Annotated in this window: 21 protein-coding genes and 1 tRNA gene; 8 read left to right on the top strand and 14 right to left on the bottom strand. The window is 61.0% G+C overall.

The annotated features are described in order from the left end of the window. The 8 genes from sctR to C4J90_RS03585 are packed head-to-tail and all read right to left on the bottom strand — an operon-like array spanning position 1 to position 7,977. Positions 1 to 654 (bottom strand): type III secretion system export apparatus subunit SctR, encoded by a 654-nt coding sequence (gene sctR / locus C4J90_RS03620; protein WP_124419242.1) that lies wholly within the window; start codon positions 652 to 654, stop codon positions 1 to 3. Beyond that, on the bottom strand, positions 651 to 1,664 hold the full coding sequence (locus tag C4J90_RS03615; protein ID WP_124361179.1) for a FliM/FliN family flagellar motor switch protein: 1,014 nt from the start codon (positions 1,662 to 1,664) through the stop codon (positions 651 to 653). Before C4J90_RS03615 ends, sctR begins: the two co-directional genes overlap by 4 nt. Next, on the bottom strand, positions 1,661 to 2,119 hold the full coding sequence (locus C4J90_RS03610; RefSeq protein ID WP_124413783.1) for a type III secretion system HrpP C-terminal domain-containing protein: 459 nt from the start codon (positions 2,117 to 2,119) through the stop codon (positions 1,661 to 1,663). The genes C4J90_RS03615 and C4J90_RS03610 overlap by 4 nt, the downstream gene beginning before the upstream one ends. Then, positions 2,116 to 2,544, bottom strand: coding sequence for a YscO family type III secretion system apparatus protein (locus tag C4J90_RS03605; protein ID WP_124413782.1), 429 nt, complete (start codon positions 2,542 to 2,544; stop codon positions 2,116 to 2,118). The genes C4J90_RS03610 and C4J90_RS03605 overlap by 4 nt, the downstream gene beginning before the upstream one ends. Continuing rightward, positions 2,531 to 3,889, bottom strand: coding sequence for a FliI/YscN family ATPase (locus tag C4J90_RS03600; RefSeq protein WP_124403009.1), 1,359 nt, complete (start codon positions 3,887 to 3,889; stop codon positions 2,531 to 2,533). The genes C4J90_RS03605 and C4J90_RS03600 overlap by 14 nt, the downstream gene beginning before the upstream one ends. Further along, entirely contained in the window at positions 3,886 to 4,785 is a 900-nt protein-coding gene (locus C4J90_RS03595) for an FHA domain-containing protein (RefSeq protein ID WP_164488032.1), read from the bottom strand. Before C4J90_RS03595 ends, C4J90_RS03600 begins: the two co-directional genes overlap by 4 nt. Before the next feature lie 37 nt (positions 4,786 to 4,822). Continuing rightward, on the bottom strand, positions 4,823 to 6,916 hold the full coding sequence (sctV, locus tag C4J90_RS03590; RefSeq protein ID WP_124413781.1) for a type III secretion system export apparatus subunit SctV: 2,094 nt from the start codon (positions 6,914 to 6,916) through the stop codon (positions 4,823 to 4,825). After that, positions 6,913 to 7,977, bottom strand: a complete 1,065-nt coding sequence (locus C4J90_RS03585) for an HrpJ domain-containing protein (RefSeq protein ID WP_124419240.1) — start codon at positions 7,975 to 7,977, stop codon at positions 6,913 to 6,915. The genes sctV and C4J90_RS03585 overlap by 4 nt, the downstream gene beginning before the upstream one ends. A 264-nt stretch (positions 7,978 to 8,241) precedes the next feature. Between C4J90_RS03585 and C4J90_RS03580 the strand changes: the two genes are divergently transcribed. Continuing rightward, a complete protein-coding gene (locus tag C4J90_RS03580) occupies positions 8,242 to 8,790 on the top strand; it encodes an RNA polymerase sigma factor (protein WP_124361172.1) in 549 nt (182 codons plus the stop codon). Positions 8,791 to 9,002: 212 nt separating this feature from the next. Beyond that, positions 9,003 to 9,079, top strand: a tRNA-Met gene (locus tag C4J90_RS03575). 58 nt (positions 9,080 to 9,137) lie between these two features. Here the strand turns inward: C4J90_RS03575 and C4J90_RS03570 are convergent. Further along, on the bottom strand, positions 9,138 to 13,454 hold the full coding sequence (locus C4J90_RS03570; RefSeq protein ID WP_124419239.1) for an AvrE-family type 3 secretion system effector: 4,317 nt from the start codon (positions 13,452 to 13,454) through the stop codon (positions 9,138 to 9,140). 197 nt (positions 13,455 to 13,651) lie between these two features. Between C4J90_RS03570 and ggt the strand changes: the two genes are divergently transcribed. Further along, on the top strand, positions 13,652 to 15,463 hold the full coding sequence (gene ggt, locus C4J90_RS03565; RefSeq protein ID WP_372237483.1) for a gamma-glutamyltransferase: 1,812 nt from the start codon (positions 13,652 to 13,654) through the stop codon (positions 15,461 to 15,463). Positions 15,464 to 15,602: 139 nt separating this feature from the next. Further along, positions 15,603 to 16,412 (top strand): AraC family transcriptional regulator, encoded by an 810-nt coding sequence (locus C4J90_RS03560; RefSeq protein ID WP_124419237.1) that lies wholly within the window; start codon positions 15,603 to 15,605, stop codon positions 16,410 to 16,412. Between the two features lie 298 nt (positions 16,413 to 16,710). Here C4J90_RS03560 and C4J90_RS03555 read toward each other — a convergent pair whose 3' ends face one another. Together C4J90_RS03555 and C4J90_RS03550 are read right to left on the bottom strand one after the other, a co-directional pair. Next, positions 16,711 to 18,027 carry a PAS domain-containing methyl-accepting chemotaxis protein gene (locus C4J90_RS03555; protein WP_124419236.1) on the bottom strand — a complete coding sequence of 439 codons (1,317 nt, stop codon included), beginning with the start codon at positions 18,025 to 18,027 and terminating at the stop codon, positions 16,711 to 16,713. A gap of 155 nt (positions 18,028 to 18,182) precedes the next feature. Next, the gene (locus C4J90_RS03550; protein WP_124419235.1) at positions 18,183 to 19,472 is read right to left on the bottom strand and encodes an MFS transporter; all 1,290 of its coding nucleotides are present in this window, start codon (positions 19,470 to 19,472) and stop codon (positions 18,183 to 18,185) included. 185 nt (positions 19,473 to 19,657) lie between these two features. Between C4J90_RS03550 and C4J90_RS03545 the strand changes: the two genes are divergently transcribed. Next, positions 19,658 to 21,076, top strand: coding sequence for a short-chain fatty acid transporter (locus C4J90_RS03545; RefSeq protein ID WP_124419234.1), 1,419 nt, complete (start codon positions 19,658 to 19,660; stop codon positions 21,074 to 21,076). 39 nt (positions 21,077 to 21,115) lie between these two features. Here the strand turns inward: C4J90_RS03545 and C4J90_RS03540 are convergent, their stop codons facing one another. Both C4J90_RS03540 and C4J90_RS03535 read right to left on the bottom strand, forming a co-directional pair. Beyond that, positions 21,116 to 21,457: a DUF86 domain-containing protein gene (locus C4J90_RS03540; protein WP_124413776.1), complete on the bottom strand. Its 342-nt coding sequence runs from the start codon at positions 21,455 to 21,457 to the stop codon at positions 21,116 to 21,118. Then, on the bottom strand, positions 21,454 to 21,744 hold the full coding sequence (locus C4J90_RS03535; protein WP_124361163.1) for a nucleotidyltransferase family protein: 291 nt from the start codon (positions 21,742 to 21,744) through the stop codon (positions 21,454 to 21,456). Before C4J90_RS03535 ends, C4J90_RS03540 begins: the two co-directional genes overlap by 4 nt. 156 nt (positions 21,745 to 21,900) lie before the next feature. Between C4J90_RS03535 and acpA the strand changes: the two genes are divergently transcribed. The 3 genes from acpA (at position 21,901) to C4J90_RS03520 (ending at position 25,557) form a co-directional block, all read left to right on the top strand. After that, positions 21,901 to 23,601 (top strand): acid phosphatase, encoded by a 1,701-nt coding sequence (gene acpA, locus C4J90_RS03530; RefSeq protein ID WP_124419233.1) that lies wholly within the window; start codon positions 21,901 to 21,903, stop codon positions 23,599 to 23,601. 122 nt (positions 23,602 to 23,723) lie between these two features. Then, entirely contained in the window at positions 23,724 to 24,893 is a 1,170-nt protein-coding gene (locus C4J90_RS03525) for a hypothetical protein (RefSeq protein WP_124413774.1), read from the top strand. A gap of 139 nt (positions 24,894 to 25,032) precedes the next feature. Further along, positions 25,033 to 25,557 carry an SET domain-containing protein-lysine N-methyltransferase gene (locus C4J90_RS03520; RefSeq protein ID WP_124419232.1) on the top strand — a complete coding sequence of 175 codons (525 nt, stop codon included), beginning with the start codon at positions 25,033 to 25,035 and terminating at the stop codon, positions 25,555 to 25,557. On the opposite strand, the gene can is transcribed toward C4J90_RS03520, so the two are convergent. Beyond that, positions 25,554 to 26,198, bottom strand: a complete 645-nt coding sequence (can, locus tag C4J90_RS03515; protein WP_124361159.1) for a carbonate dehydratase — start codon at positions 26,196 to 26,198, stop codon at positions 25,554 to 25,556. The two genes, C4J90_RS03520 and can, sit on opposite strands and share 4 nt — an antisense overlap. Positions 26,199 to 26,224 lie beyond the last annotated feature (26 nt).

The following is a 26,224-nucleotide window of genomic DNA, read 5'->3' as shown; positions in this document are numbered from 1 at the left end:
TCAGAGATAAGAAAGGAACAGGCTGTCGAGCAGCCGCGACCAGCCGGACACCATTACAAACAGCAGCAATTTGAGCGGCAGGGAAATGGTCATGGGTGAAACCATTTGCATGCCCAGCGCCAATAAGAGGTTGGAGACAATCAGGTCAATCACGATAAAGGGGATGTAGATCAGAAACCCGATCTCGAACCCCGCCTGCAGTTGCGACAATACATAGGCGGGAATCAGCAGGATCAGGTCCTCACGCTGCACCTCCTGCGCCATCTGCGCGGGCCAGAGGCGGTGGGTATTCTCCAACAGGTGGGTGAGCACGTCGGGGTCGAGATTGCGCAGCATGAATGCACGCAACGGCTTGATGGCCTCTGCGCCTGTCTGCAGCACCGTCTGCACATTGCTCGTGTCCAGCGGAGAAATCTTGAGGCTTTCTGCGATCTGGTAGCCCACCGGCGCCATGATAAACAGTGTCGCAGCCAATGCGATGCCGTTAATCGCCATGCTCGGCGGCACCTGCTGCACGCCGATGGCATTACGGGTAATCATCAGCACAATCACGATCTTCAAAAACGATGTGCAGATGATTAACAGCATCGGCATCAGCGTCAGCGTGGCGAGAAACAGTGCGAGAACGAGGGGATCCAGCCCTTGGAGTATCATCGGCCGAATAGCACGCGGGACAACTGCAAGCCCAGGCGGCCGTCGACTTCCACCAACTGGCCCTGCCCAATCGGCCGATCGCCGTAATACAGGCCTGCCAGGCCAGGTGCGTAGCCGGTAACGCCCAGCACGGAACCAGGCCCCAGATTGCGCAACTCGCCCAGCGTGAGGTTGAGTGTGCCGCAGCGAACATTCAGCGCCATGCTCAACTCATCGAATGGCTCGTGGCCAAAGATATCCACCACAGGTTCATCCTGCGCATCCTCGGAGTAGGCGTGCGCCGCAAAATTCTCGTCCACAGACGTGTCCTCGATAGAAGAAAGGGTCAGGCACAGAGTCCCGTTTTCATCGTCAATACTGCCCCGCAGCCGATGCCTGCCAACCTGCACATAACCGCTGCCCTGCGCCTGGAACAGCGCGAGCTCGGGGACCAGCACATCACCGGCGCGCAGGCCGCGTACCTGTGCAATGGTCAGCCGCATGCGTCCCAGGGTGACGGCAATCGCCAGTTGAAACTGCCCCGGCAGCGGTGCAGCGACAGAGCGCCAGGGGGCGGCCTCGCACAACGCGAGGAAGCTTCCAGCGCTCAGCCACAGGTAGCCCATGACCCGTGAGGCACCCAGGGACACGCTGAGCCGGCAACCGAACCCCTCGGGGCGATCCGTCTCCAGCAGCCGCATATAGCCGAACAGGTCACGTATCTGCGGGCTCAAGTAGTGCTGAAACAATGCCCAGAACCAGGAGTCCGGATCGTTGCCGGCCTGGGCCAACGTCACCGGGCACTCACCCATCAAGCTCAATTGCGGCCCCGGTTCGCTGAACGCCAATACCCCACTGGTGGTTTCAAAGCACAGCGACTGAGCGCCAACCGGCTCAGTGCCAGGCTCCAGGCGTAATTCACCGCGCTGTTCGGCCACCTGGAACGGCATGCGCAACCCACGCCCCAGCCGTCGCCGGGCAGCCACTGCATCAGCCCTCACAGTGCGCAAGGCCAGAGAGGGCAACATCATGCCGGCGCCGAATTCGCCACGCACAGCGCCACCGGTAACGCCAGGCTCGCGGCGAGCCTGTGCTCACATTGGTGCCGTACGCCGTAGAGCCAGCGTGCTGTTGCTTCCTGCTGCGCTTCAAGCTCGATATTCCACCCCGCCCCTTCTCGACGAATACGGGCATTGATCCGCCCCAGGCGTGGCAAGTACATGGCCACTGTCAGCGGCCACGTCGAGCCGCTTTGCAGCCGAGGTATCAACTGCTCCGACAACGCCTCGACCATGGCGAGATCGCCGCCGGCCCGGGTTCCGGGCTGTGACGCGCTACGGCCCGAATCCTGTTCGTCATCACCGAACAATTGGCTAAAGAGCTGCCGTTGCTCCCAAGGCACTGGGGCGCCCACCTCGTGGACACGGTCCTCGCGAGGGTCGCGTCGGCGTTGGCGTTCAGGCGTGTTGGCTGAAATAGCGTTCATAGCGGTTCCTGCGTGAGTAAATTGGCCAATTCCTGCAGTTTTTCTACTTGGCGAAGGCACTGGGTGACGTGCTTCTGCGCGATACCTACCTCCACCTCACGCTGTTCCTGCTGCCCTTGCAGTTGTTGTACCTGGCCTTCTTCACGCCGGGTACCGGCAGACAGGCTTTGTTCCTTGCGATTCCACGACTTCAGCGCCTGAACGCTCACAACCTGCCCCTGGTGCTCGCTCAACAGTTGTGCACATTGGCGCTGCTCTTCCTGACGGGTTTTCTCCAGCAGGTCTTGGGCCTGCTGGATGTGCGCCACCAATGCCTGCTGTGATCGTTTGGCCTCGCGCAGCGCACGTTCGGCACGATCGGCCCGGTACCGACGCAAGCGCCGCAGGGTTTCGATCTCACCGGGCAACGTTTCAGAATGGGACATAGGCAGTCAGCTCCGTCAGTTGGTCCATCGTCGTGTCGATCGCAGAAGGCTCACGCAAATCTTGGCGCAGGAAGCTATCCACCGCCTGGCGGCTGCTTACCGCCATGTCAGTCAGGGCATCATTGCCTGCCTGGTACTCACCCAGCTTGAGCATCAGCTCGATCTGCTGGTAGGCCGACAACAGGCGTCGCAAAGCCGTACCGGCCTGGATATGCCTGGGCTCGCAGACATTGGTCAAAATCCGCGACAGGCTGGCCAGCACGTCCACGGCCGGATAATGGCCGCGCTCGGCCAACTTGCGTGACAGCACGATATGGCCGTCCAGCAGCGAGCGAACTTCGTCGGCCACCGGGTCATTCATCGAGTCCTGCTCGATCAACACCGTGTAGATGGCCGTGATCACACCGTCACGCGTCAACCCCGCCCGTTCCACCAAGCGCGGCAACAGGCTGTACACCGAAGGCGGCAGACCGCCCCGCCCCAGCGGCTCGCCGGCAGCCAGGCCGATTTCACGCTGGGCTCGCGCAAAACGCGTCAAGGAATCGATCAACAAAAGCACCCGCTGGCCCTTGCGCCGGAAACCTTCGGCGAGCGCCGTCGCGGTGAAGGCGGCGCGGGCGCGCTCCATGCTGGAACGGTCAGAGGTGGAGCACACCAGCACCGCCTTGGCCCGCAGTTGGTCATCCAATTCATGGTCAAGAAACTCGCGCAACTCTCGGCCCCGTTCGCCGATCAAACCGAACACGATCACATCGCAGTCCACGTTACGGGCGATCTCGGCCAACAAGGTGGTCTTGCCACAGCCTGCCCCCGCGAACAGCCCGACGCGCTGGCCTTCCCCCAGCGTCATCAGGCCGTCGATCGAACGCACCCCCGTGGCCAATGCGCGGTTGATGCGCGGCCGCTCCGTGGGTAACGGCGCCTCGCACAACACCGGGGTGGCGTCGGGCGTATCCGCTTCGGCGAACGCACTGGGACCGTTGCCGGCAATCGGCCGGCCGAAACCGTCCAGCACTTGGCCCAGCAGGTCATCACCCACCCGTACCCTGTGCGGCACACCAAGACGCTCCACGCTGGCGCCCACACTCACGCCTTCCAGATTCCCCAGGGCACTGAGCACCGCATCCTGCTGATCGAAGCCAATGATTTCGGCGAGCATGTAATCGCCCGGTTGCTTTTCAACCTGGCACAGGTCGCCGATGCGCGCCTGGGGCAGCCGACACTGCATCAGCATGCCGTTGACGCGCTGTATGCGACCGCGCATCGTGACCGGCGCAAAGCTGTCCAATGCCGCCGACTGACTGCGTTGCCAAGCCTCGAGACGCTCTTGCCATGCGCCGCTCACCAACGCACCTCATAGCGCTGCACACCGTCGAACACCACCTTGCTGTTATCGATCAGCACCAGACGCAGGCCATTGACTTCGTCGCCCACAAATAACCGGGTGCCCTCTTCCAGCACAACGTGGCCGTTCGGTCCGCTGATGATCTGCACGATCTTGAACGGCAGTGCTCCGTCACGCGTGCGTACGCGGCTGATCACTGGCACAGCGGTTTCGAACTGCCCGGCAAAGCGGTCGAGCATGCGCGCGACCAAGTCCGCCTCTTCCTGGGAAACATCACCGCTCAGGGAAATCTGCCCATTGATGACTTGCAAGCTGACCCGTGAAGTCAGTTCCCGCTCGCTGAGCATCTTCAGCAATTGCTGGCGCACCTCAAAGGGCGAGCCCAGTTCGGGCTTCTGAACCACTACCGGCATCAACGATGCCTGGGCCTTGCGCTCGCCACTAAAGATGATGCCGGCTGCCGCAATGAGCACGGCGAACGCAAGTACCAGGCTAAGCAAACGCTTTTGTTGGGACGATGGAATTGCTGACAGTTTCAACGCGAGCGGCGCCTGCTCCACAGGCTCAGGCGCCGCAGGTGCAGGCGCGGGTGCCTGTGGCCAGGGCTGATCGGCAGGGCTGACGCACAAGCGAACGGGGCCGATCAAAAAGACCGTGTTCAGCGCAAGCTCGCCGATCTGCGCCAGCACTTGCCCATCGCTGTTTTCAAGCAGCCCCGCCTCGGCCTGCACCGACCACTGGCCATCGGCCAAGCGCAAACGTGCGTGATGCTCGGCAACCCCGGGATCGTTCAACAGAAGATCAGCGTCCGAATTGGCACCCACGCCCCACTGCTCACCAAACAACGGCAGCGCGGCGCCTTGATGCATACCATCCAGCACCCGCAGCTCGAACATCATGGGGCGACCCTCGATCCGGATAAAAATAACGCGCTCATGCCGCCGCCCCACGCATTGGTTCGTCCTGGCCCAGGTCGAAACGGCCCAATACCTTGACCTTGGAGTTGCTCCCCAGCTCGGCAAAAGACATCACCGGCACATGGTTGAACTCGTCCAGCAAAAGCGCCCGTAACGGGCTGCGCAGATCTTGGGCAACCAACAGCACGCTCTTGGTTTTCGGTCTTAGCACAAAGGCCTGGTTGAGCAGCCCGACCAAGGCAGCACTGCTGTCGTTATCGAGGGCGAAAAACACCCCGCTCTGGGTTTGGCGCAACGCTTCGCGCAGGATGTTCTCGGTCTGTGGCGACAGCAGCCACGCATGCAGGCCATCGGCTTCGCTGTACTGGTGAAAAATCTGCGACTTGAGGGCGATCCGTGCGTAATCGGCCAGGGCATCCGGTTCACGCTCATGCTGGCCGTACTCGATCAATGACTCGACGATCAAACGTACGGCGCGCAATGGCACACCCTCACTCGCCAGGCGCTGCAGCACCGACGAAAAGCGCGAAAGCGGCATGATGCGCTGCAGCTCCTGCACCAGCTCCGGCTGGTTGTGTTCAAGCCAACTGAGGATCGACTTGCATTCCTGGATGCCGAGAAACCGCGGTCCGCTAAGCAACATCGCCCGCTTCATCCGTTCGATGATCAGGCTCTGGGCGCTGAAACGCTCAATCTGGGGGTCATTGAGCAATGGATCATCAGGGTCGAGCCACAGCCAGTCCGCCTCGTCCCGCTCGGCCAGGCCTCTATCGCCCCTGTCCGGGGGCTGCGCCAAGGAGGCGTATTCAACCGCAACACGGTCGCTGAGGGTCGCCGTCACGGTCGGAACTTCATGCACGCAAAAGCGCATCTCGTCGACGGCCAGCGTCTCACTGAACTCGGCTTCGAACGGGGGTAGCGTCAGCCCGATATTGGCGACCAGCGCATTTCGGGCCTGACGAATTTTTTGCACGATGTCGATGACCTCGGGGGCCCCGTACATCTGGCTATTGAATTGCAGCAGATACGGCCGTGACGGGTCGAAGCCACGCAGGTCTTCACTGCCGTTCTCTTCCGGACGGACCGCTTTTTCGTCCGATGCCGCCGGGGAGTCCTCGCGCTGACGCTGGCGCATGAGGTAGTACCCCAGGGAGCCGGTCATCAGCGAAATCAGAATGAACACCACGGTAGGCATGCCGGGAAGCGTGGCGAAGGCCAACATGCCCACCGACGCGATCATCCAGCTCTTGGGTTCGCTGGTCATCTGCCGGGCAATTTCGGCGCCCATGTTGGTGACGCCCTTGCGCCCGTCCGGCGCCACTCGGGTAATGATCATGCCGGCCGTCAGGGAGATCAACAGCGCGGGAATCTGTGCGATCAGGCCGTCGCCGATCGTCAGTACCGAATACAGCGCCATCGACTCGCCCGCGCTCATCCCGTGCTGGAACATGCCGGTAGAAAAGCCTCCCAGCAGGTTGATGACCACGATGATCAGGCCGGCAACGGCATCGCCCTTGACGAACTTCATGGCCCCGTCCATGGCCCCGAACAGCTGGCTTTCGCGGGACAACTGCTCACGTTTGTCGCGAGCCTGCATACCATCGATCAACCCGGCGCGCAGGTCACTGTCGATCGACATCTGCTTGCCCGGCATCGCATCCAGACTGAAGCGGGCAGCCACTTCGGCGACCCGCTCCGAACCTTTGGTGATCACCAGGAAGTTGACGATGGTCAGGATCATGAAGATCACGAGCCCCACCGCCAGGTTGCCGCCCACCACGAAATTACCGAACGCTTCCACAATATCGCCCGCGTCCTGCTCCAGCAGAATCAAGCGTGTGGTGGCAATCGACAGGGCCAGGCGAAACATGGTGGTCAACAGCAGGATCGATGGAAACGACGAGAACGCCAACGGCCCCGGCAAGTACAGCGCCAGTACGATCAACAAGCAGGAAATACAGATGTTCAACGCGATCAGAATGTCCACCAGCCATGTGGGCAGCGGCACGATAAAGATAAACACGATGGCCAGGACCACCACCGCGCCGAGCACTTCGGCACGCCGCGCCACCTTGAGCAGCACGCCATTGACCGATGACAGCAGTGTCACCCGGACGTCCTCGTTTCGCCGGAAAACGTCTGATGGCCGCGCTCTTCGCGCGCCCACTCAACCATGACGTCCTTGAACGCTTTCACGGCAGAAGCCTGGGATTGCGCATCAAGCCACCAGGCCTTGGGCAGACTTTTTACTTCCGTGGCCAATTCATTAAGCGAGCGCAGACGAGCGGCAAGCAGCGTCCCCCCAAACTCACTGGCCAGCCTTTGCACCTCGGCCGCATCGATACCGGTACTGGCATAACCCAGAAAACGCTGCAATAAATCCACCGCCTCCAGATTGACGTTCAGGCGCCGGATCAACGCATCACAGTTGCCCAGCACCGAGCGCAATTGACGACACTGCGCCAACCCCTTAAGCAGCAGGTGCAATTTTTCCGTGGGCACCGACTGGGTGTGCGCCGCGATATCGCCGTTCAGCGCCTGCGTCATCAGATCGACGCCTTTGGAAAACGCCGTTAAGCCGTACATCTTCAACAGCGTCTGCAGCATCAACGCCAAGGATTGGCGAACGACCACGGAGGCGTAATAAAGCGCACGCACGTCCTGACGCTCCTGCGGGTCAGCGCTGGCCTCCTTCAATGCCAAGGCGATATTCAGGCCTGCCTGGATGTGCCCGCCGAAATCCTGCCTCAGCGCTTTTAAGGCCCCGCGCGCCAGGCCCTCTTCTACTGTCAGCCCATTGTTTTGCGCTTCGAGGGCGATGAATTGAAGCACCACGAAGGCACGCGCGGGGTCACCCCCGGCATGGCTCACCAATTTTTCGACAGTGGGCTTGCGCAGCAACTCGAACCGAAGCCGACGAACAACGGTTTCCAGCGTGGCCAGGCCGGGGTGACCCAGTTGTTCATAGAGCTGCACGAATTCTGCGACAGGCGAAACTTTTGTGCCAATGGATCGCCGGCCCAGGGCCTGTGCGTTGAGTGCCACTTCTTCGTTGAAAATCTGCGCGATGTCATCTAAGCCCTGCGAACGGATTGGCACATCGACAGTGCTCACACTGGGTTTGTCCGCAGGTTGGATCTGCTGCACATCGTTGAAGGATTCGACTTTCATGGGCGGGCCAGAATGGGAAGTTTGTGTCCCTATGTGGCAAGCCGCTGCGGTTCAGTTCCATCAAAACATTTCACGGCGAGGGGTATGAAAATACCCGCACACCCAGATCGTCTTCTTTGCAAGTTACGGCACAAAAAATCCCCAACAGAAAATATATATCTATATAAATCAATAAGTTGTGTGTTTTTCCCATTTGGCACAGCCGGTGCAAAAGGGGTCCCTATCGAAACCATTTCGATCGAGCCTTCCCGGAGGAAAAACAACATGAAAATACCTATTGGCGATCTAGTTCACCTCGTCGGCAATTCGCCTCAGTTCATGGTCCAGCTGACGGACGACCAGCAAAAAAAACTGCGACGCTTCATTCATAAACGCGTGCTCAACCCTGAAGATGCGGACGATCTCCTGCAATTGACTTACCTGGAAGCATGGCGCAACAGAGAGCGTTTCAGCGGGCAGGCCACACTCAGCACCTGGATGTGCGGAATTGCGCAGAATTTGATCCGCAACCACTTCAGGCGCATGTATGCCAAACCGGTGCATTGCGAGTTCGATGAATCGTTGTGGCATGGCCAGGAAGAACACAACAGCCTGGACTGGGAGTTTGAAGTCAACCGACGGCTTGAAAAGACCCTGAACGCCATCGACCACCTGCCGATAGAAATGCGCAAAACGCTTTACGCTTCGCTCGAGACCGATGGTAGCTATCAGGACACCGCCGATGCGTTGGACATCCCCATCGGCACGGTACGCTCACGTTTGTCGCGAGCGCGCGAACAGCTCAAACGCGTGACGCGCAACCCGTTGCCGTAAGTCTCGCCACAGCAACACCGTTGGGCGAAAGGGATATCTGCCCAACGCGATTGACGCTTGATGGGCGCGACAGCACGAGAATCGCAGCCTGAAGAGCCCCCCGCCGCTCGTCGCCAATCAGCCTGTTTTTCGTTAAACAGTTGAAAGCGTAGAAAAAACTTAACAAAACCTCTTGACGCATTCCCGTTCTACGCGAATAATGCGCGCCACTTGGCTACATAGCTCAGTTGGTTAGAGCATAGCATTCATAATGCTGGGGTCCGGGGTTCAAGTCCCTGTGTAGCCACCAAGTACTAAAAACGGCTTACCGAAAGGTAGGCCGTTTTTTTATGCCCGCTGTTTACCTTTCAGGCGGTGGAAACCGGCGTCCTTATGCGCAGGTCCCCCAGGTCAATCGTCAGGTCATGGCTAGGCAGGCTGCTCAGCGTATCGTTCAAGTTCATCCGCAGCGGTTTATCCGCATTCACCCCGTACTCGAAGTCGACGTTGACCTGTTTTTGCGTATAGCTGACGGCCACGCTGCTGGAAAAACTCAGATTCATCATGGCTGGCACCGACATGCCATGGGACTGGCTCGCGGTGTAGCTCATGCTCATGCTTTTGACGCGCAGGTGGTTCGGACCTCCCAGTGCCTGCTTGATCAGCGGCTCGGTATCTGCGCCCGCAAGCAGGCTGCGCTCGATGGTGCGTAGAGCCTCTGGCTTGAGTTCCATGCCAAGCCTCACTGAAGTCCCTTCACCCCACTGCAGTTGACCGATCACCTGGGCAAACTGCGGGTCATCCTTGAGCCACTGTTCGATGGCGGCCTTGTTGGCCGGCGCGACATCGTCCAACCAGTCATGCCGCCCGTTATCGCGTAACCCCACGCGCGTGACGGAAGACTCGACCGATGCCAACTGCTGCAGCCCCTTGTTCATCAAGTCTTGTTGGGTCATCAACGTGTCCAGCGACTGACTGATGGCGTAATAAGCGTCCGGCTTTGTCGCCAATGCCGGATGAGTGGAAAGAAACTGCTGCAACTTGGCCAGTTGTTCTTTTGGGGAGCCCTGCGCGCCCAACGGGTCAGCGGCGGCCAAGTCCCGTTTGAACTGGGGGGAATACAGTGACAGGCTGCTGTGAATCTCATCGACCTGAGATTGAGTCACTGGCTGCGGCGGCTTGAAAGAAAAGCTGAAGGCCTGTGACTGCCCACGGTCAAATTTCACCATGACCGATACGTCCGCCGAGGCCGCAACCACCGTCGCCGGCCCGCCGGCCCCGGCACTGCCCGCCAACGCCAGCGCACTGATCGGCACAAAGTTGGCCCCCACGCCGCCCTGCCTCAGCCACTGCGCGCTGCTTGCCTGGTCACGGCTGGTGCCCGTCGCAGAGCGCGTGGTGGTTTGGCTTTTATCCGTGTGCGCAAGGTTAAGGTTACCCATCACTCCAATCCCGGCGCGTATCACTGAGTCCAACTCGGCGATGTCTTCCTGCGGGCTGTACATCAAACGCAGTTGCGCGAGCCCATCCAGGTTAACGTCAGCACTGAGTTTCGAGCTTTCGCCAGCTGCGCCTTTTTCTCCCAGCGCCAATAAGTCGTGAAAGCCCCCGGACTGCCCCATCAATATCGACATCATCTTGCCGAAGTCCGACTCCTTCACATCGAAACTGATGTTCGATCCAGTGTTCTTCACAACGGCGGCCGTCAACTCACCGGCAACCCTCAGGCCGGGCCCCACTGCACCGCCCCCGCGCCCTAACGTCACCCCCGTGGCCACGGAGCCGGCCAGGCGCCGCATATCGTCGCGGCTGATCTGGACCCTGGCTCCCTTGTCGGTACGGGTGATACTCACACCATGCGTATGAGACTTGGAGGCTCCCAGAAAAAACTCTACGGCTGGCGCAGGTTTTATACCGGTCACCATCAGCCCCAGGCTTTCGCCCTGGGTTCGGCTGGGGTTAAGGGTTTGACCACTTTCCATCTGCTGCACTTGCTGTGTCATTGCCTGCGTAATGGACGCCTCGGCGGGCAACCCCAGCAGGCCCGAAAGGTGCCAATGCAAGGCAGACCCCGGCGTGCCAAGGTCCTTGGCCAATAGCTTGAAATTGTCATACAGGGATTCCGCCTGGCTATAACTGGCGACTTTCTGGCTGGCCAGTTTATGGACAGGGCTGTCATCAAACCCTTTCATCACAGTGCCCATGGACGCTTCGATTCTTTTCAAGGCACTGGGGCTGTGGCCAGTAGTGCTGTCGAGTTCCTGGGCCAGGTCGTTTAGTTGCTTGAGCGTATTGGCATGGTGAATAAGGTCGCCCTCGACGAGGGCCGAAGGGTGGTCGAGATCGCGTTTACGCTCAGGTTTCCACTTGGGCAGCGTCAATCCTTGACCTTCGAAGTTGGCCAGCAGGCCTGCCGTTGAAGGCTGCGATGAAGGCGCGACCCGTTTGAATGCCTCATGCAGTTGGTGCAGCGTCGACTCAGGGCTCGTCAGCGCTCGGCTCAGCGTGGGCCGTGGGTCAAACGCCAGCCCGTGTACGTCTCCTAACAGGCGGGCGCTTGACTGGCTGCTTTCTGTTACCTGCGTCAACGCCTGGCTGATCCGCATGGCCAATGCCTGGCGCGGCCCGGGCCCGCACAGGGCGGCGAGACGCGCATTCAGGTCAGCGGCAACCGGCTTGCTCTTGGAAAGCGATGCGAGCTGCTGGTGCAGTTGCTTATCGTCAGCGTAAACGTGCTCCAGCCCCCGGCGCCCGTTTACGTGATGTTGAATGGATTTGCCTTTCTCACTGATGGCTTCCAGAGGATGAAAGTGCGCATTGAGTCCCTGGAAAAACTTGCGCTGGAGCGGCACGCCTTCACGGGTTTGCCCCACGACAGTGCTTGTGGCCGTCAGCGCGCCTCCTGCCATCGGCGTGCGTATCTGAGCGGCCGATAACGTATCGGCCAATGAGGGCCGCTGCACCGCCACTGCCAACGGCCCCCACGCCATTGCGCCCAAGGCCGCCTTATCGAGTCGATGGAACTGTTTATCCCATCCGCCAACCAGATGCTTATCAGCTCCCATCCGCAAGGAGTCCAGCGATTGGCCCTGCGGTAATTCAATCTGGGTCCAGCTTGGCGCGGCACCGTCGCGGCTCTGCCAGGCGTGGTGATCCGCCTTGAACAATTCGCCCGCCTGGGTGTGTGCATAAAGACTCGCTTCATGATCAAGCGCCAGGGTTTGTATGGCGAGCGCGGGGGAAAGCCGTAACGGGTTGACCACCCCATCCACGCAGGCTTGAAGCTGATGGTTTTTATCGACGGTTACAAAGTTGCGACCGTCAGCGATAGCGAATCCAGTGACAGGGCGCTGAGGATCGCCCGCCAGCACCTCGTCAAGTGACACTTGAGGACGCGGCTTGGGCAGTGCGCTCAATTCATGGCTGGCCCCTTCGAAAACAGGGTCACGCACCTTTTGCAGGGTCACCGCTTTGAGCTGCCCTTCCTGCAGTACATAGGCACGTCCGTCCAACCCTCGCTCCAGCTGTGTGACGCCCTGCAGCCCCGAGTGATCCCAACGTTGCGCAGCCGCGTCCCAGCTCAATAACGCGCCTGCGTCAAACGCAACCTTGCCGCGAGGGCCCAGGTCGACTGCGGTCGTCAACGCCTGCTGGCTGGGCAACGGCAGACCTTTCTCGATGCCCTTGACCCACACATCGCTCAGGTTCCACTGAGGGCGCAGCCCGCTTGCGTTATTCACGGGGACACTGTGCAGTTGCTGCCGGGCATCGCGAACCTGGGCATTGAGCTGCCCGGCATCATCATGGAAGAAACCTTCGACACGCACAGCGCCCTTTAGCGCCTGCTCCAATGATTCGAGCGATTGCGCAGCCATCGGCAACACGCCGTCCCGAGCCATGCGCACGTCCGCGCGCAGCAGTTCGCCGTCGACCGTGGCCCCATACAGCGTACTGCCGGCCAAACCGATTCGGGTAAGTTGCACAGGCGCGCCGGTCTCATCAACCGGGCGTACATCCGCCGCCCCGGCACCTTGAATCTGCACCACCGGCGCACCCTGAACCTGACTCAATACAACCGAGCTGCGCCCTTGCGCACTGCTGTCCAGCGCCCCCTGGGGTGTTTTCGACAAATGCCCCTCACCGGTCAGCCCAATACGGCTGTAGGCCTGGTTGTCGGGTGCGGGCAACCACGACAGGGTGAGAGGTTCGAAGCGATACACGCGCTGTTCGTCCAGACGAAACTGCTTGCCGTCGACCGTCGTCTGTACACCGCTGACGCTTGCCAAATGCCCGCGACCAGGGCTGTCAAAAGACGAAACGCCCCCGTCGCCGCTGATAGGATCGGGCACGCTGCTTTTGAATACCGCCGCGACAGCGGGCGTAGACTGAATATGAAACAGGTAATCTCGCCCATCCCTGACACGCAAGGTGCCTGCGGCGCTGGCGCCATCGGCGGCAAAGTGTTTGGTTGGCGCGTTGAGATGAAGAGCGATATCGCGTGCCACCCTGGTCGTGTCAGGTTCCAGCTGCCCGTCTTTTAGGCGGATATCAAACAGCATTGAGGCGGGGGTCAACGATTGATAGCGAGGTGACTGCTGGGTGGGCACCGCGGCCTTGTCGGGCGTGGAGGAGTAGTTGATAACACTGAGCTGCGCGTGGGGCAAATTGTCTAGTCTTCTGTGCATAACTGGCTCCAGAAATAGCTTAATACCAGTAACGCTGTGAGCGTTTACGTGGCTTTGGTTCCAGCGTCGCGAAATAAAACCAGGCCTCGACAAGCTCAGCCAGAAAAAACAGCCCGCTCGCCCCTCCCCGTCTTTCGTGCGTTAAAGTCTGCCGACAGGAAGACCAGATCATTCTCAAGATGAACGGAGTTCAGCGCGTGCTTTTTATTTCCCGCCGTCAACTGGCAATAGTTGCCACCACCCTCGCCCTGGCCGGCTGCCACACCGCGATCAATGAACCACCGCCCGCCCCGGAGCTGGGTTCGGGCTATCGCACCGACCTCGCCCCCCGCCACGCCGAACGTCATATGGCCGCCGCCGCCAACCCGCTGGCCGCCCAAGCCGGGCGCGAGATGTTGCGCCAGGGCGGCTCGGCAATCGATGCGGCGATCGCCATGCAAGCGGTGCTGACGCTGGTGGAACCGCAGTCCTCCGGCATCGGCGGAGGCGCCTTTATCATGCTGTGGGACGGCGCAAACGTGCACGCCTATGATGGCCGTGAAACCGCCCCGGCCGGGGCGACAGAGCGGCTATTCCTGAACGCCGACGGTACGCCGATGGCGTTCACCGATGCGCAGATTGGCGGGCGCTCGGTGGGTACGCCAGGGGTATTGCGGGCACTGGAAATGGCGCACAAGCAGCACGGCCATCTGCAATGGGCCAAGCTGTTCGAACCGGCGATTCGGTTGTCCGAACAGGGTTTCGCGATTTCCCCGCGCCTGCACAGCTTGATCGCGGCCGACCGCTTTATCGCGCAATCGCCGGACATGGCCGCTTACTTTCTGAACGCCGATGGATCGCCAAAAGCCACCGGTACGCTGTTGAAGAACCCGGCGCTGGCGAAGGTGTTCAAACGCATCGCCAAGGAAGGGCCGGATGCGCTGTATCACGGCCCGATTGCCGACGAGATCGCGCGCAAGGTGCAAGGCAATCGCAATGCTGGCAGCCTGACTCAGGCCGACCTTAAGGGCTACGCCGCCAAGGAGCGCACACCGTTGTGTACCGACTACAAACAGTGGAAGGTGTGTGGCATGCCGCCGCCATCGTCGGGTGGGATAGCCGTTGCGCAAATCCTCGGGACGTTGCAGGCGTTGGAGGCCCGCGATCCACGCCTGGCCATCGCGCCGATGACGCCGATCCGAAGCACCTCGCCCGCCGGGCTTGAGCCGACGCCCGAAGCCGTGCACCTGATCGCCGAAGCCGGGCGCCTGGCCTTCGCTGACCGGGCACTGTACGTGGCCGATGCGGACTTTACACCGGTGCCGGCCGCAGGTCTCACCGCCCCTGATTACCTGGCCCGGCGCGCCGCACTGATCGGTGAACGCAGCATGGGCATGGCCAAGCCAGGCCAACCGGCGGGCATCCAGGTAGCCTACGCGCCAGACCGATCGCCGCTGCGCATCTCCACCTCACAAGTGGTGGCCGTGGATGACCAGGGCGGCGCCGTTTCGATGACCACCACAGTGGAAGCAGCGTTCGGCTCCCATGTGATGGTGCAGGGCTTTTTGCTCAATAACCAGATGACCGACTTCTCGTTCATTGCCGAGGAAAACGGCCAGCCCGTCGCCAACCGCGTGCAGCCCGGCAAGCGTCCGCGTTCGGCCATGGCACCGACGCTGGTGTTCGATCGTCAGAGCGGTGAATTGCTGGCCACGGTGGGTTCGCCGGGCGGCTCGCAGATCATCGAGTACGTGAGCAAATCACTGGTGGCCATGCTCGATTGGAAACTCGACCCGCAAGCTGCGATCAGCCTGCCCAATTTCGGTAGCCGCAACGGCGCCACCGAACTGGAAGCCGGGTTGTTCAGCCCGGGCGTGAAGCAGGCATTGAAGCGCAAGGGCCATGCGCTGAGCGAGATCGATATGACCAGCGGCGTCCAGGCGATCGTTCGCACACGGGATGCTCAGGGCAAGGTGTCACTCAGCGGCGGTGCAGACCCACGGCGCGAAGGCGAAGCACTGGGCGATTGACCCGCCCTGTGTGGCGCGGCGAGTTCAAAGCAAGGCTTCTTGCCAAGGCTCGCCAGCCTGCACGATCGTACAAGACCTCGGCAGACAAGGCATACAGACTGGGTTAACGTGTTTCCACCTCCTTTTGTGACAAGTCACCATGGGCAACCCTACCCACACCCTCGACTGGCTGCACCGCGCCCCGCACGCCAGCGGCCTGGACCGTATCGAGGCGTACTTTGCCGGCTTTGCGTTCGACGCTCATCGCCATGACACTTACGCCATTGGCCGCACGTTGTTCGGCGTGCAGAGTTTTCATTATCGCGGCGGCATGACCCATAGCTTGCCCGGCACCACCATGGTCATTCACCCCGATGAAGTCCATGACGGCCGCGCAGGCAGCGCGGAGGGCTTCAAGTACCGGATGATTTATGTGCAGCCGGCGCTGATCCAGCAGATCCTCGGCGGTAAGCCGTTGCCCTTCATACCCGGCGGTGTGTCCACCGACCCTCGGCTGCATCGCGCCAGCGAAGTGTTGCTGCAAAGCCTGGATTGCCCGATCGACGCGATGCAGGAGCAGGACGCGATGTTCGACCTGGCCCAAACGCTGAGCGACGCGTGCGGCGCAATCACCAGCCGCAAATCCTTTGACTACATCGCCGCCGAGCGCGCCCGGGAATTTATCCACAGCGCCCTGGGCCGCAGCATCACCCTGGATGAAATGGCCGAGCACGCCGAGCGCGACCGCTGGGCATTGTCGCGGGATTTCCGCCTGCTGTTCGGCACCAGCCCCTACCGCTACCTGACCATGCGTCGCTTGGACCTGGTGCGCCAATTGTTGGCCCAGGGCCTGCCACTGGTGGATGCGGCAATGACCGCCGGCTTCACCGACCAAAGCCACATGACCCGGCAGTTTCGCAGCGCCTACGGCATGCCGCCGTCGCGTTGGGTGAAGATGCTCGGGCGCTGATTGATCGTTCCCGCGCTCTGCGTGGGAATGCCTCCTGGGACGCTCCGCGTCCCGCCAGCGCACAGGTGACGCGGAGCGTCACGGGCTGCATTCCCACGCAGGAGCGTGGGAACGATCTTGACTTGGAATGCATTCAAAAATGTGGGAGGGGGCTTGCTCCCGATAGCGGTGTATCAGCGACAAATATGCTGGCTGACACACTGCTATCGGGAGCAAGCCCCCTCCCACATTTGAGTGCTGTTGTATTCAAAACCGCGCACGGCGCTGGAGCGCGCTTTGAGGGAGAAAACCTAATCAGTCAGTTCGTCAGTTGGTTGGCAAATTGCCCGACGGCGCTTACCACTTTTTGCGCGCCATCCTGAATCTCCACGATCACCGTGCCCGCTTCCGCCGCCAGCGCCAGGCCTTGCTCGGCTTGCTGGCGGCCGCCAACCATCAAGGCTACTGCGTCGCGGGCCATGTCCTGGTTCTGACGCACGACGCCGACAATTTCTTCGGTGGCTTTGCTGGTCCGAGAAGCCAATTGCCGCACCTCATCGGCCACCACCGCAAAGCCACGTCCCTGCTCACCGGCCCGCGCAGCTTCAATAGCCGCGTTAAGCGCCAGCAGGTTGGTCTGTTCAGCGATGCCGCTGATGGTCTTGACGATGCTGCCGATCACTTGCGACTGGGCGTTCAACGCCTCGATACCTTCGCCGGCCCGCTGCATATGCTGGGCCAGGTCACGCATTACCTCCACCGCCTGAGTCACCACAGTGGTGCCGCGCTGGGCGCTGTCATCGGTTTGCCGGGAGGTGCTGTAGGCAATGTTGGCGGCCTCGGCCACCGCAAGCTCGCGGTTGACCTGGTCGGTGATCACCGTGGCGAACTTGACCACTTTGTACAGCCGCTCATTGGCGTCAACCACCGGGTTATAGGTGGCTTCCAACCACACCAGGCGGCCATGACTGTCCACGCGTTTGAAGCGCGCCGCGACGAACTCGCCGGCGTTCAGGCGCTTCCAGAATTGTTGATACTCAGGGCTGTTGTATTCCTGCGGTTCACAAAACATACGGTGATGTTTACCCTGGATCTGCGCCAGGCTGTAACCCATGGCGTTGAGGAAGCGGTCGTTGGCGGTGAGCACCTGCCCGTCCAGGTCGAACTCGATCAACGCAGTGGAGCGCATCAGCGCGGTGATCAGGTTTTCATGTTCACGCGAACTCTCGATGGTGCGCGTGAGGTCGCTGGAATACATCGCAAAATGCAGGAGGCGCCCGTCCGAACTGCGCACCGGCTGTAGGATCGAGCGTAGCCACGCCTCTTTGCCAGTGCCACGCATCAGGCGCACGGCACCCGCGAAATGTTCGCCACGCGCCAGCGCATGCTTGAAGCGCAACTGGAATTCGTTCTGGCGGATGTGGGCGGGCGTCAGGTCTTCGATCGGCCGCCCCACAATCTCGCCCAACGGGTAGGCCAGTTCCCGCAGGAAGTTGGCATTCGCCCACTCCACCCGCCCATCAGGACCGAGCGTCAGACACAGCATTTCGTTTTCCAGGCTCTCTTTGACCTGGAGCAAGCTCGACAATTCTTCGCGAAGAGCCGACAGCTCCTGCTTCAGGCGGGTATTGAACATGGAGCACCGATGGCAAGTGAGGTGGGTGTCTAACCTGCATCGGCGCAGCTGGCCTTTTCTGAAGAGGGCTTGCGGCATTGGCCGAACTATATTCCGGCATTCCGGCCTCGATGATGGTCGGCACGTTGTTGCTCTGGCACTTCCTGACCTGAACCTCAGCCCGCCAAGGTGTGGCGCTTGCCGAACAGCGCCACGCTCCCCACCCCCACCGCCCCCATCACCACGCAATAGCCCACGCAAATCCACGGACTAGTGGGCATCAACGCAATCAACATCAGCGGCGTAGTGCTCGCCCACAGCGCATAGGCGATGTTGTAGGTGAAGGAAATTCCCGATACGCGCACATGCGCCGGAAACAGTCCGACCATCACCGACGGCACCGCGCCCACCACCCCGCAGCTCAAGCCGGCCACGGCATACGCCGCGCCCAGCCAGACGCCGCCGTTGATCAGACTGGCGTACAGGATAAACACCCCCACCGGCAACAGCAGGCTGTAGACCAGCACCGCGCGCCAGGCGCCAATGCGGTCGACCAGCAGGCCAGCCAGCACGCAGCCGATGTTGAGGAACACAATTCCCAACGCGCTCAAGGCGAAGGTGTGGCTGGGGCTCATGCCGAAGGTTTTCTGCATCATGGTCGGGGTGATGACAACCAGGACCACCACCGCCGACGTGAGCACACAGGTGAGGATCATCGCCGGCAGCAACACGGCGCGGTGGTCGCGCAATACGGTGCGCAGCGGCAGTTCGGCAGCGGCCTGGCGGCGGGCCTGCATTTCGAGGAATACCGGGGTTTCGCTGAGCCAGCGGCGCAGCCATACGCCAATCACGCCGAATACGCCGCCGAGCAGGAAGGGCAAGCGCCAGGCGTAGTCGAGAATCTCGGCCGGGGTAAAGACCTGTGCAAGCAGGGTGGCCGTGAGTGCGCCGAGCAAGTAGCCGAACGTCAGGCCGGCTTGCAGAAAACCCAGGGCATACCCGCGATGGCGGCGCGGGGCGTGTTCAGCGACGAAGGTCCAGGCGCTGGGCACTTCACCGCCCACCGCAGCGCCTTGCAACACGCGCAGCGCCAGCAGGATCAGCGGTGCGAAATAGCCGATTTGCGCGTAGGTCGGCATGATGCCGATCAGCAGGCAGGGCAAGGCCATCATCAGGATGCTCAGGCTGAACACGCGCTTGCGTCCCAGGTGATCGGCAAAGTGCGCCATCAGAATGCCACCCAACGGGCGCGCGAGATAGCCGGTGACGAAGATGCCAAAGCTCTGCAGCAGGCGTAGCCACTCGGGCATTTCCGGGGGGAAAAACAGTTGGCTGAGGGTCAGCGCGAAGAACACGAAGATAATGAAATCGTAGATTTCCAAGGCGCCACCGAGGGCGGCCAGGCCCAGGGTTTTGTAGTCGGAGCGGGAAAAACGCTGCGCCTGTGACGAAAAGGTGGCAGTCATGTACGGGCTCGGCAGACAAACAAAATGGCGTGCAGGTTATGAGTTGAACCGGATGATGGCAATCGCGACGGATATATTTGTTTTACTCATTGATCAATGAAGATAACTACATTCCCAAATCAATGACCTTGGAGGAACATGCCGAAAAACTGCCATCCCCATAATAAATACAAGAGGAAAGACTCGTGGCCGATGCTATCGAAGAAAGCCGCTATGCCCGATTTGCCTTGCGTTGCTCCAACTTCGCCGAGCGCTGGCTCCCCGACTCCTGGGTGTTCGCCGCCCTCGCCGTGATCATCGTTGCCGTGGCGACCCTGGGCATGGGTGCTGCGCCCAGCGAAGCCGCCAAAGCCTTTGGAGACGGGTTCTGGAGCCTGATCCCGTTCACCATGCAGATGGCCTTTGTGGTGATCGGTGGTTATGTGGTCGCCAGTTCGCCGCCTGCGGTAAAGCTGATTGACCGCCTGGCGCGCATCCCGAAGAACGGCCGTTCGGCGGTGGCCTGGGTCGCGTTGATTTCCATGGTGGCCTCCTTGCTCAACTGGGGCCTGTCCCTGGTGTTCGGCGGTTTGCTGGTGCGTGCATTGGCCCGTCGCACGGACTTGCGCATGGACTACCGCGCCGCTGGCGCTGCGGCCTACCTGGGCCTGGGTGCCGTATGGGCACTGGGGTTGTCTTCATCGGCCGCGCAGTTGCAGGCCAACCCGGCCAGCTTGCCGCCGTCGATCCTGGCGATCACCGGGATGATCCCGTTTACCGAGACCATCTTCCTGTGGCAATCCGGCGTGCTGTTGCTGGCGCTGATCATCGTGTCGCTGATCATCGCCTACGCCACCGCGCCGGGCCCGAACAGTGCGCGGGATGCCAAGGCCTGCGGTGTCGACCCGGCATTCAACCTGCCCAAGCCGCAGGCGCCGACCCGACCCGGCGAATGGCTGGAGCACAGCCCGTTGCTGACTATTCTGCTGGCGCTGCTGGCGGCCGGTTGGCTGTTCCACGAGTTCTCGACCAAACCGGCGATCAGCGCCATCTCGGGGCTCAACACCTATAACTTCCTGTTCATCATGGTCGGCGCGCTCCTGCACTGGCGCCCGCGCAGCTTCCTCGATGCCGTGGCCCGCGCCGTGCCGACCACCACGGGCGTGCTGATCCAGTTCCCGCTGTACGGCTCGATTGCGGCGCTGATGACCGTGGTCAAGGGCGGCGACGGCCAGACCCTGGCGCACCATATCTCACTATTCTTCACCTCCATCGCGTCCCACGACACCTACGCGCTGCTGATGGGCGTGTACTCGGCGGTGCTGGGCTTCTTCATCCCCTCCGGCGGCGGCAAGTGGATCATCGAAGCGCCTTACGTGATGCAAGTAGCCAATGACTTGCAGTATCACCTGGGCTGGGCGGTGCAGATCTACAACGCGGCCGAAGCGTTGCCGAACTTGATCAACCCGTTCTATATGCTGCCGTTGCTGGGCGTGTTGGGGCTGAAGGCGCGGGATTTGATCGGGTTTTCGTTCGTGCAGCTACTGGTGCACACGCCGTTGGTGTTGTTCCTGCTGTGGGCGTTGGGGACGACGTTGACGTATTTGCCGCCGGTGAGGCCATAAAATAGCGACCGACGGTACCTGCTATTACAGTAGGTACGGTCATTCAGTGAGGGGAAGGCGCTCCAGCAAATCGGGCAATGCGCTTTGTATCGTGTCCCAAACGACATCGAAGTTGATATCGAAGTAACCGTGAGCAATTCGATTGCGCATCGCGCGCATATTGCGCCAGGGAATGTATGAATGTTCTGTAGCGAAGTCGGGGTGCCGGTCCATGATTTTCGTCGACGCCTCACCAATGATGATCAGGCTCATGACCACTGCTTGTTGCGTTCGCCTGTCCTCCAAGAACTCTTCTTTGCTTAACCCCTCAACAAAGGTAATCGCGTCAGTGCAAGCTTGCTTGATGTGTTCCAGATAATCCCCAAGGCGATTTTCCGTCATACCGGACGAGCCTCAGCCAACACCTTCGCGCGAAACTTCAAAGGCAAATCACCGGGGGTCAGCAGATCCACATTGACGCCCAGCAAGCTTTCAAGCTCTACCTGCAACCCACCGAGATCAAAAAGTGTCGTTCCCGGCGGCGCGTCGACCAGCAGGTCCAGGTCACTGCCTTCGTGATCGGTCCCCAGTAATACAGACCCAAACACTCTCGGATTTGATATACGAAAACGCCCGACCACTTCTCTAACAGCGGCTCTTTGTAGATCAAGTGCAATTGATGGTTTCACGGTTCACCTCGGCGGCCTGTGTCAGGAAGCCAGTCTAGCAGCGCTTATGCGGTGTAGACACGGCCCACTCATCATAGGTCTGTCTTTGTTCCGTCACATTCCATTGCTACCGTCCTGCGAAACATCTTGCAACATCTCGCCAAGGACTCCCGCGCAATGAGTGACGAGCACGTAGACCGCCCTTCCACGGATTCGCCAGGCCAACCGCCGGTCGACAGCAGTCGCCGGCGCTTCCTGGGGGGCGCTGCGGTACTGGGCGTGGGCGCGACCCTGAGTGCGTGCGGCAATACCGGCGAAGCACCGGAAAAGCCCGCGCCGCGCCCACTCACCTCGCAGGAGCTGGATAAAGCCTTACGTGACACGGTGAAAACCGTGGTGGTGATCTACGCGGAGAACCGCAGCTTCAACAATCTGTTTGCGGACTTCCCTGGGCTGGAGAAACCTCTCTCGGCGCTTTCGGCGGCTGACGTTCAACAACGCGACCGCGATGGCAGCGTATTGGCTACCCTCCCCCCGACCTGGGGCGGCGTGTTGCAGGTGGGCCCGCAAAGCGTGGATGGCGTGACCTACCCGAGCGCCGTGCAATTCCAGGAGAACCTGCCCAACGCCCCGTTCGCCCTCAAAGGCCCGGATGCGCAGGACTTGCCGCTGAGCCTGGTGACCCGCGACCTGTGGCATGTGTTCTACCAGAACCAGATGCAGATCAACGGCGGCAAGAATGACGGCTTCGTTGCCTGGGGCGATTCCGGTGGCCTGGTGATGGGCCATTACGCCCAGAGCCGCTATTCCCTGCGCCTGTGGGACGTGGCCAAGGAGTTTGTGCTGTGCGATAACTTTTTCCAGGGTGCGTTTGGTGGCTCGTTCCTCAACCATCAGTACCTGATCAGCGCCACGGCACCGATCTATCCGAATGCCGCGCAATCGGTGGCCAAGGCGCAGGTCGCAACGCTGCAAAGCGATGACCCTTCCGACACGCGCCTCAAACCCTTGGACACATCGCCGGCCAGCGCCATGACTGGCCCGCCGCAGTTCGGCCCCAGCGCCTTGACGCCGGACGGTTATGCCGTCAACACGCTGGCTCCGCCCTACTGGCCGACCTGGATCCGCGACCCGCAGAACCCGGACTACGCCAAACCGGACCTGCCCAATGTGCTGGTGCCGCAAACCCATGAACACATTGGCGACAAGCTCTCGAAAAAGAACATCGACTGGGCCTGGTACGCTGGCGCCTGGCAAGCCACTCTGGAGCAATTCAAGGACTCGGGCGGTATCCCCAAGATTCCGAACTTCCAGTACCACCATCAGCCGTTCAATTACTTCAAGCAGCAGGGCCCCGAGAACCGTGCCGAGCGCGACAAACGCCTGCGCGACGGCGGGTTGGGCGATGAGTCGAGCACCAACAGGTTCTTCGCCGACGCCCAAGCCGGCAAGCTGCCCGCCGTGACCTTCTACAAGCCCCAGGGCAACCTGAACATGCACGCCGGCTATGCCGATGTGGCCTCGGGCGACCGCCATATCGTCCGCGCCTTGAAGCTGCTGCAGGAAAGCCCGCAGTGGAACAACATGGTGGTGGTCGTGACCGTCGATGAGAACGGCGGCTGGTGGGACCACGTGGCACCGCCCAAGGGCGACCGCTGGGGCCCGGGCACACGGGTTCCGGCCCTGGTGGTGTCGCCGTTCGCACGCAAAGGCACGGTTGACCACACGCTCTACGACACCGCGTCGATCCTGCGCTTGATCACCCGCGTGTTTCAGCTGGAGACCCTGGACGGCCTCAAGCAAAGGGATGCCGCGATGATCGCGCGCGGCCAGAAACCCATGGGGGATTTGAGCAATGCCTTGCAGTTCAGCGTGTAGGTTCACTTATCCAATCGCGACACATGTGGCGATTTAGCACGCGGTTTTCCCGGTCAGCCGCTACTGTGTGAGGGTGGGCTTTCATCCCGCGCAGACGGGCTTTCGCTGACAAGGAACCAATTATGTTCAAACCGACCAGGCTGTGCTTGACCCTGGCTGCGCTGCTGGCCAGTGCGGTCGTACAGGCCGACATCGAAGTGCCGTTGGGCAGTACACAGCGTGTCACCCAGTTGTTCGCGTTTCCCAATAACTGCAACGTGATCTGTTTTCGGTCCTGGACGCTGGAGCAGACCGCCGAGCATTATTTGAACCAGAGCCTGCAACGTGACGGCTACAGCCGCGCCAAGGTCAGCGTCAAGGTGCATGACGGCCAGGTCGCGGCAACCTTCAGCGGCGTGCCGGACGGTTACGGCCAGCCCCTGACCACGCTGCTCGATACCGCAGACCTGGCTTACCAAGGTGCCAGCCAGCTCAACAGAGACGGCAAGTGGGCCTATAACTGGTACTTGTTCCTGCCGCTGGGCATGGCCCTGGAAAACCGCAAAAGCATCGAGCTGCTGCACTTTCCGCCAGATTATTCGCTGACCCAGGCCCAGGATTATCTGGAATCGGCTACCACCGACCGCTGGGCGACCTTGCTCACCAGCAATGGCATTCCTGCCAGCGAAACCCCGGCCTACCAGACCATCATCGATATCGCCCCCATCGCCGCGCCGTCCAATGCGGGTAAAGACCTGGAAGCCGTCTACGGCTACTTCACCGACTACCAGACCCGCATGGTCAAGGAGCTGAGCCTGCGCCCCAGCGATTCGCTGCCGATGGTGGCCTTCGGCGCGCCGGTGCGCAGTTGGATCAAGCAACAATACGGGCAAACGGTGGCGGTGCTGGGCCTGGCGCAGATCAACCCGGAGCCGGGCAGACCGGTCTCGGTGCTCGGCGCCAACCACCCAAGCTACATCTGGTACGCCGCCAGCCCGGACACGTATGACGGCAATGAGCAGAAGGCCGATGAGGCCGGCTTGAAAGTGATGGGTCAGGATCTGAGCGCAGCCTGTTGGCAAGCCGGCATGGGCCAGAAACCCGCCAGCGACGCGAATGTATTGCTCAAGGCGTGCATGAACACCTGGCAGGTCACGCGCAAGGAGCAGACCTGCGAACTGTTCTACACCTCGGTGCGCAACCTGACCCCGGAGCAGGCCAACGCCAAATGCGCCACGCCCGCTATCAAAGACCAGCTGAAGCAGCTGCGCAATGCAGCCCCTGCCCCAACCCTCGCACCGCCCGCGCTGTGAGGAGCACCCAGGATTTCTACTGTCAGATTTGACAGTAGAAATCGGCTCTGACTTCGGCGAGTCTTGAGCAGCGCCCATTTGCTGCAAGACTGGCCGTCGATCCACCCCCGCAGGTCCATGCAGCGCTCCCAGGAGAGTCATGAAAACCCGAGCCATGGATAAGGCCAAAGCGGCTGTGACCGAATGCTTTTACCCATTCAAGACGCTGCTCGTCGATCAGGGTTACCCCTCGACCGAACACTTCCAGATCGTGCAAGGCACGGGTGGGAGGACAACCGGAATAAAGGCCCGCGTCACGTTCGACAGTCGCACGCGCATCGCCAGGATTTCCGGCTACGCCGTCAGCGAACAACGCCCGCATACGCTGCAGCTATCGCCACGCATACACTTGTACGACGCCTGGTTCTGCGGCCTGTTGCAGCATTCCTGCAACCCGAACGTGTTCCTCGACACCACTTACCTGGAACTCTGGACCGTCCAGCCCATCGCCGTCGACACCCGATTGACTCTCGACTATGCCACCACCGAAGATGCGCTGTTCCGGCAGTTCGCCTGCCATTGCGGCGAGCTGAACTGCCGGGGTTGGATCACCGGCAGCAAGGAGCCGTTGAATGCCGAAGGCCAGGCCTTCATGGCCCGGTGGCGCGAGCGTAAACGGACTTAGACTTCGCCCAACGGGCGCAGACGGTACTGCGGCGGCAATTGCTCGAAGCCACTGATGGTGGTGTTCAAGCTCTTCCAGCGGCCATCCTTGATGCCATAGATGCAGCCATGGATCGACAGGCTCTGCCCGCGGTGCCAGGCGTTTTGCACTATGCTGGTATGGCCGACATTGGCCACTTGCTGAATCACGTTCAACTCGCACATGCGGTCGACGCGCTCTTCTTCGGTGGGCAACTGGGCCAACACGTCGCGGTTTTCGTAGTAGAGATCACGAATGGTGCGCAGCCAGCCGTCGATCAGGCCGAACTGACGGTCCTGCATCGCGGCGCGCACACCGCCGCAGCCATAGTGGCCGGTGACGAGGATATGTTTGACCTTGAGCACATCGACCGCGTACTGGATCACCGACAGGCAATTGAGGTCGGTGTGCAGCACCACGTTGGCCACGTTGCGGTGCACGAACAGATCACCGGGCAACATGCCGACGATCTCGTTGGCCGGTACACGCGCATCGGAGCAGCCGATCCACAGGTATTCCGGGGTTTGCTGGCGGGCGAGCTTGGCGAAGAATTCGGGATCTTCCTGTTTGATCGCATCCGCCCAGCGTTCGTTGTTGTCTAGCAGGTCTTGTAGTTCGTTCATCAGGGAAAGCCTCAGGAATGATGCGC

It is taken from the genome of Pseudomonas sp. R2-60-08W, from assembly GCF_003852335.1.
Classification (GTDB): Bacteria; Pseudomonadota; Gammaproteobacteria; order Pseudomonadales; family Pseudomonadaceae; genus Aquipseudomonas.
This window is presented reverse-complemented; position numbering and strand designations above follow the sequence as displayed.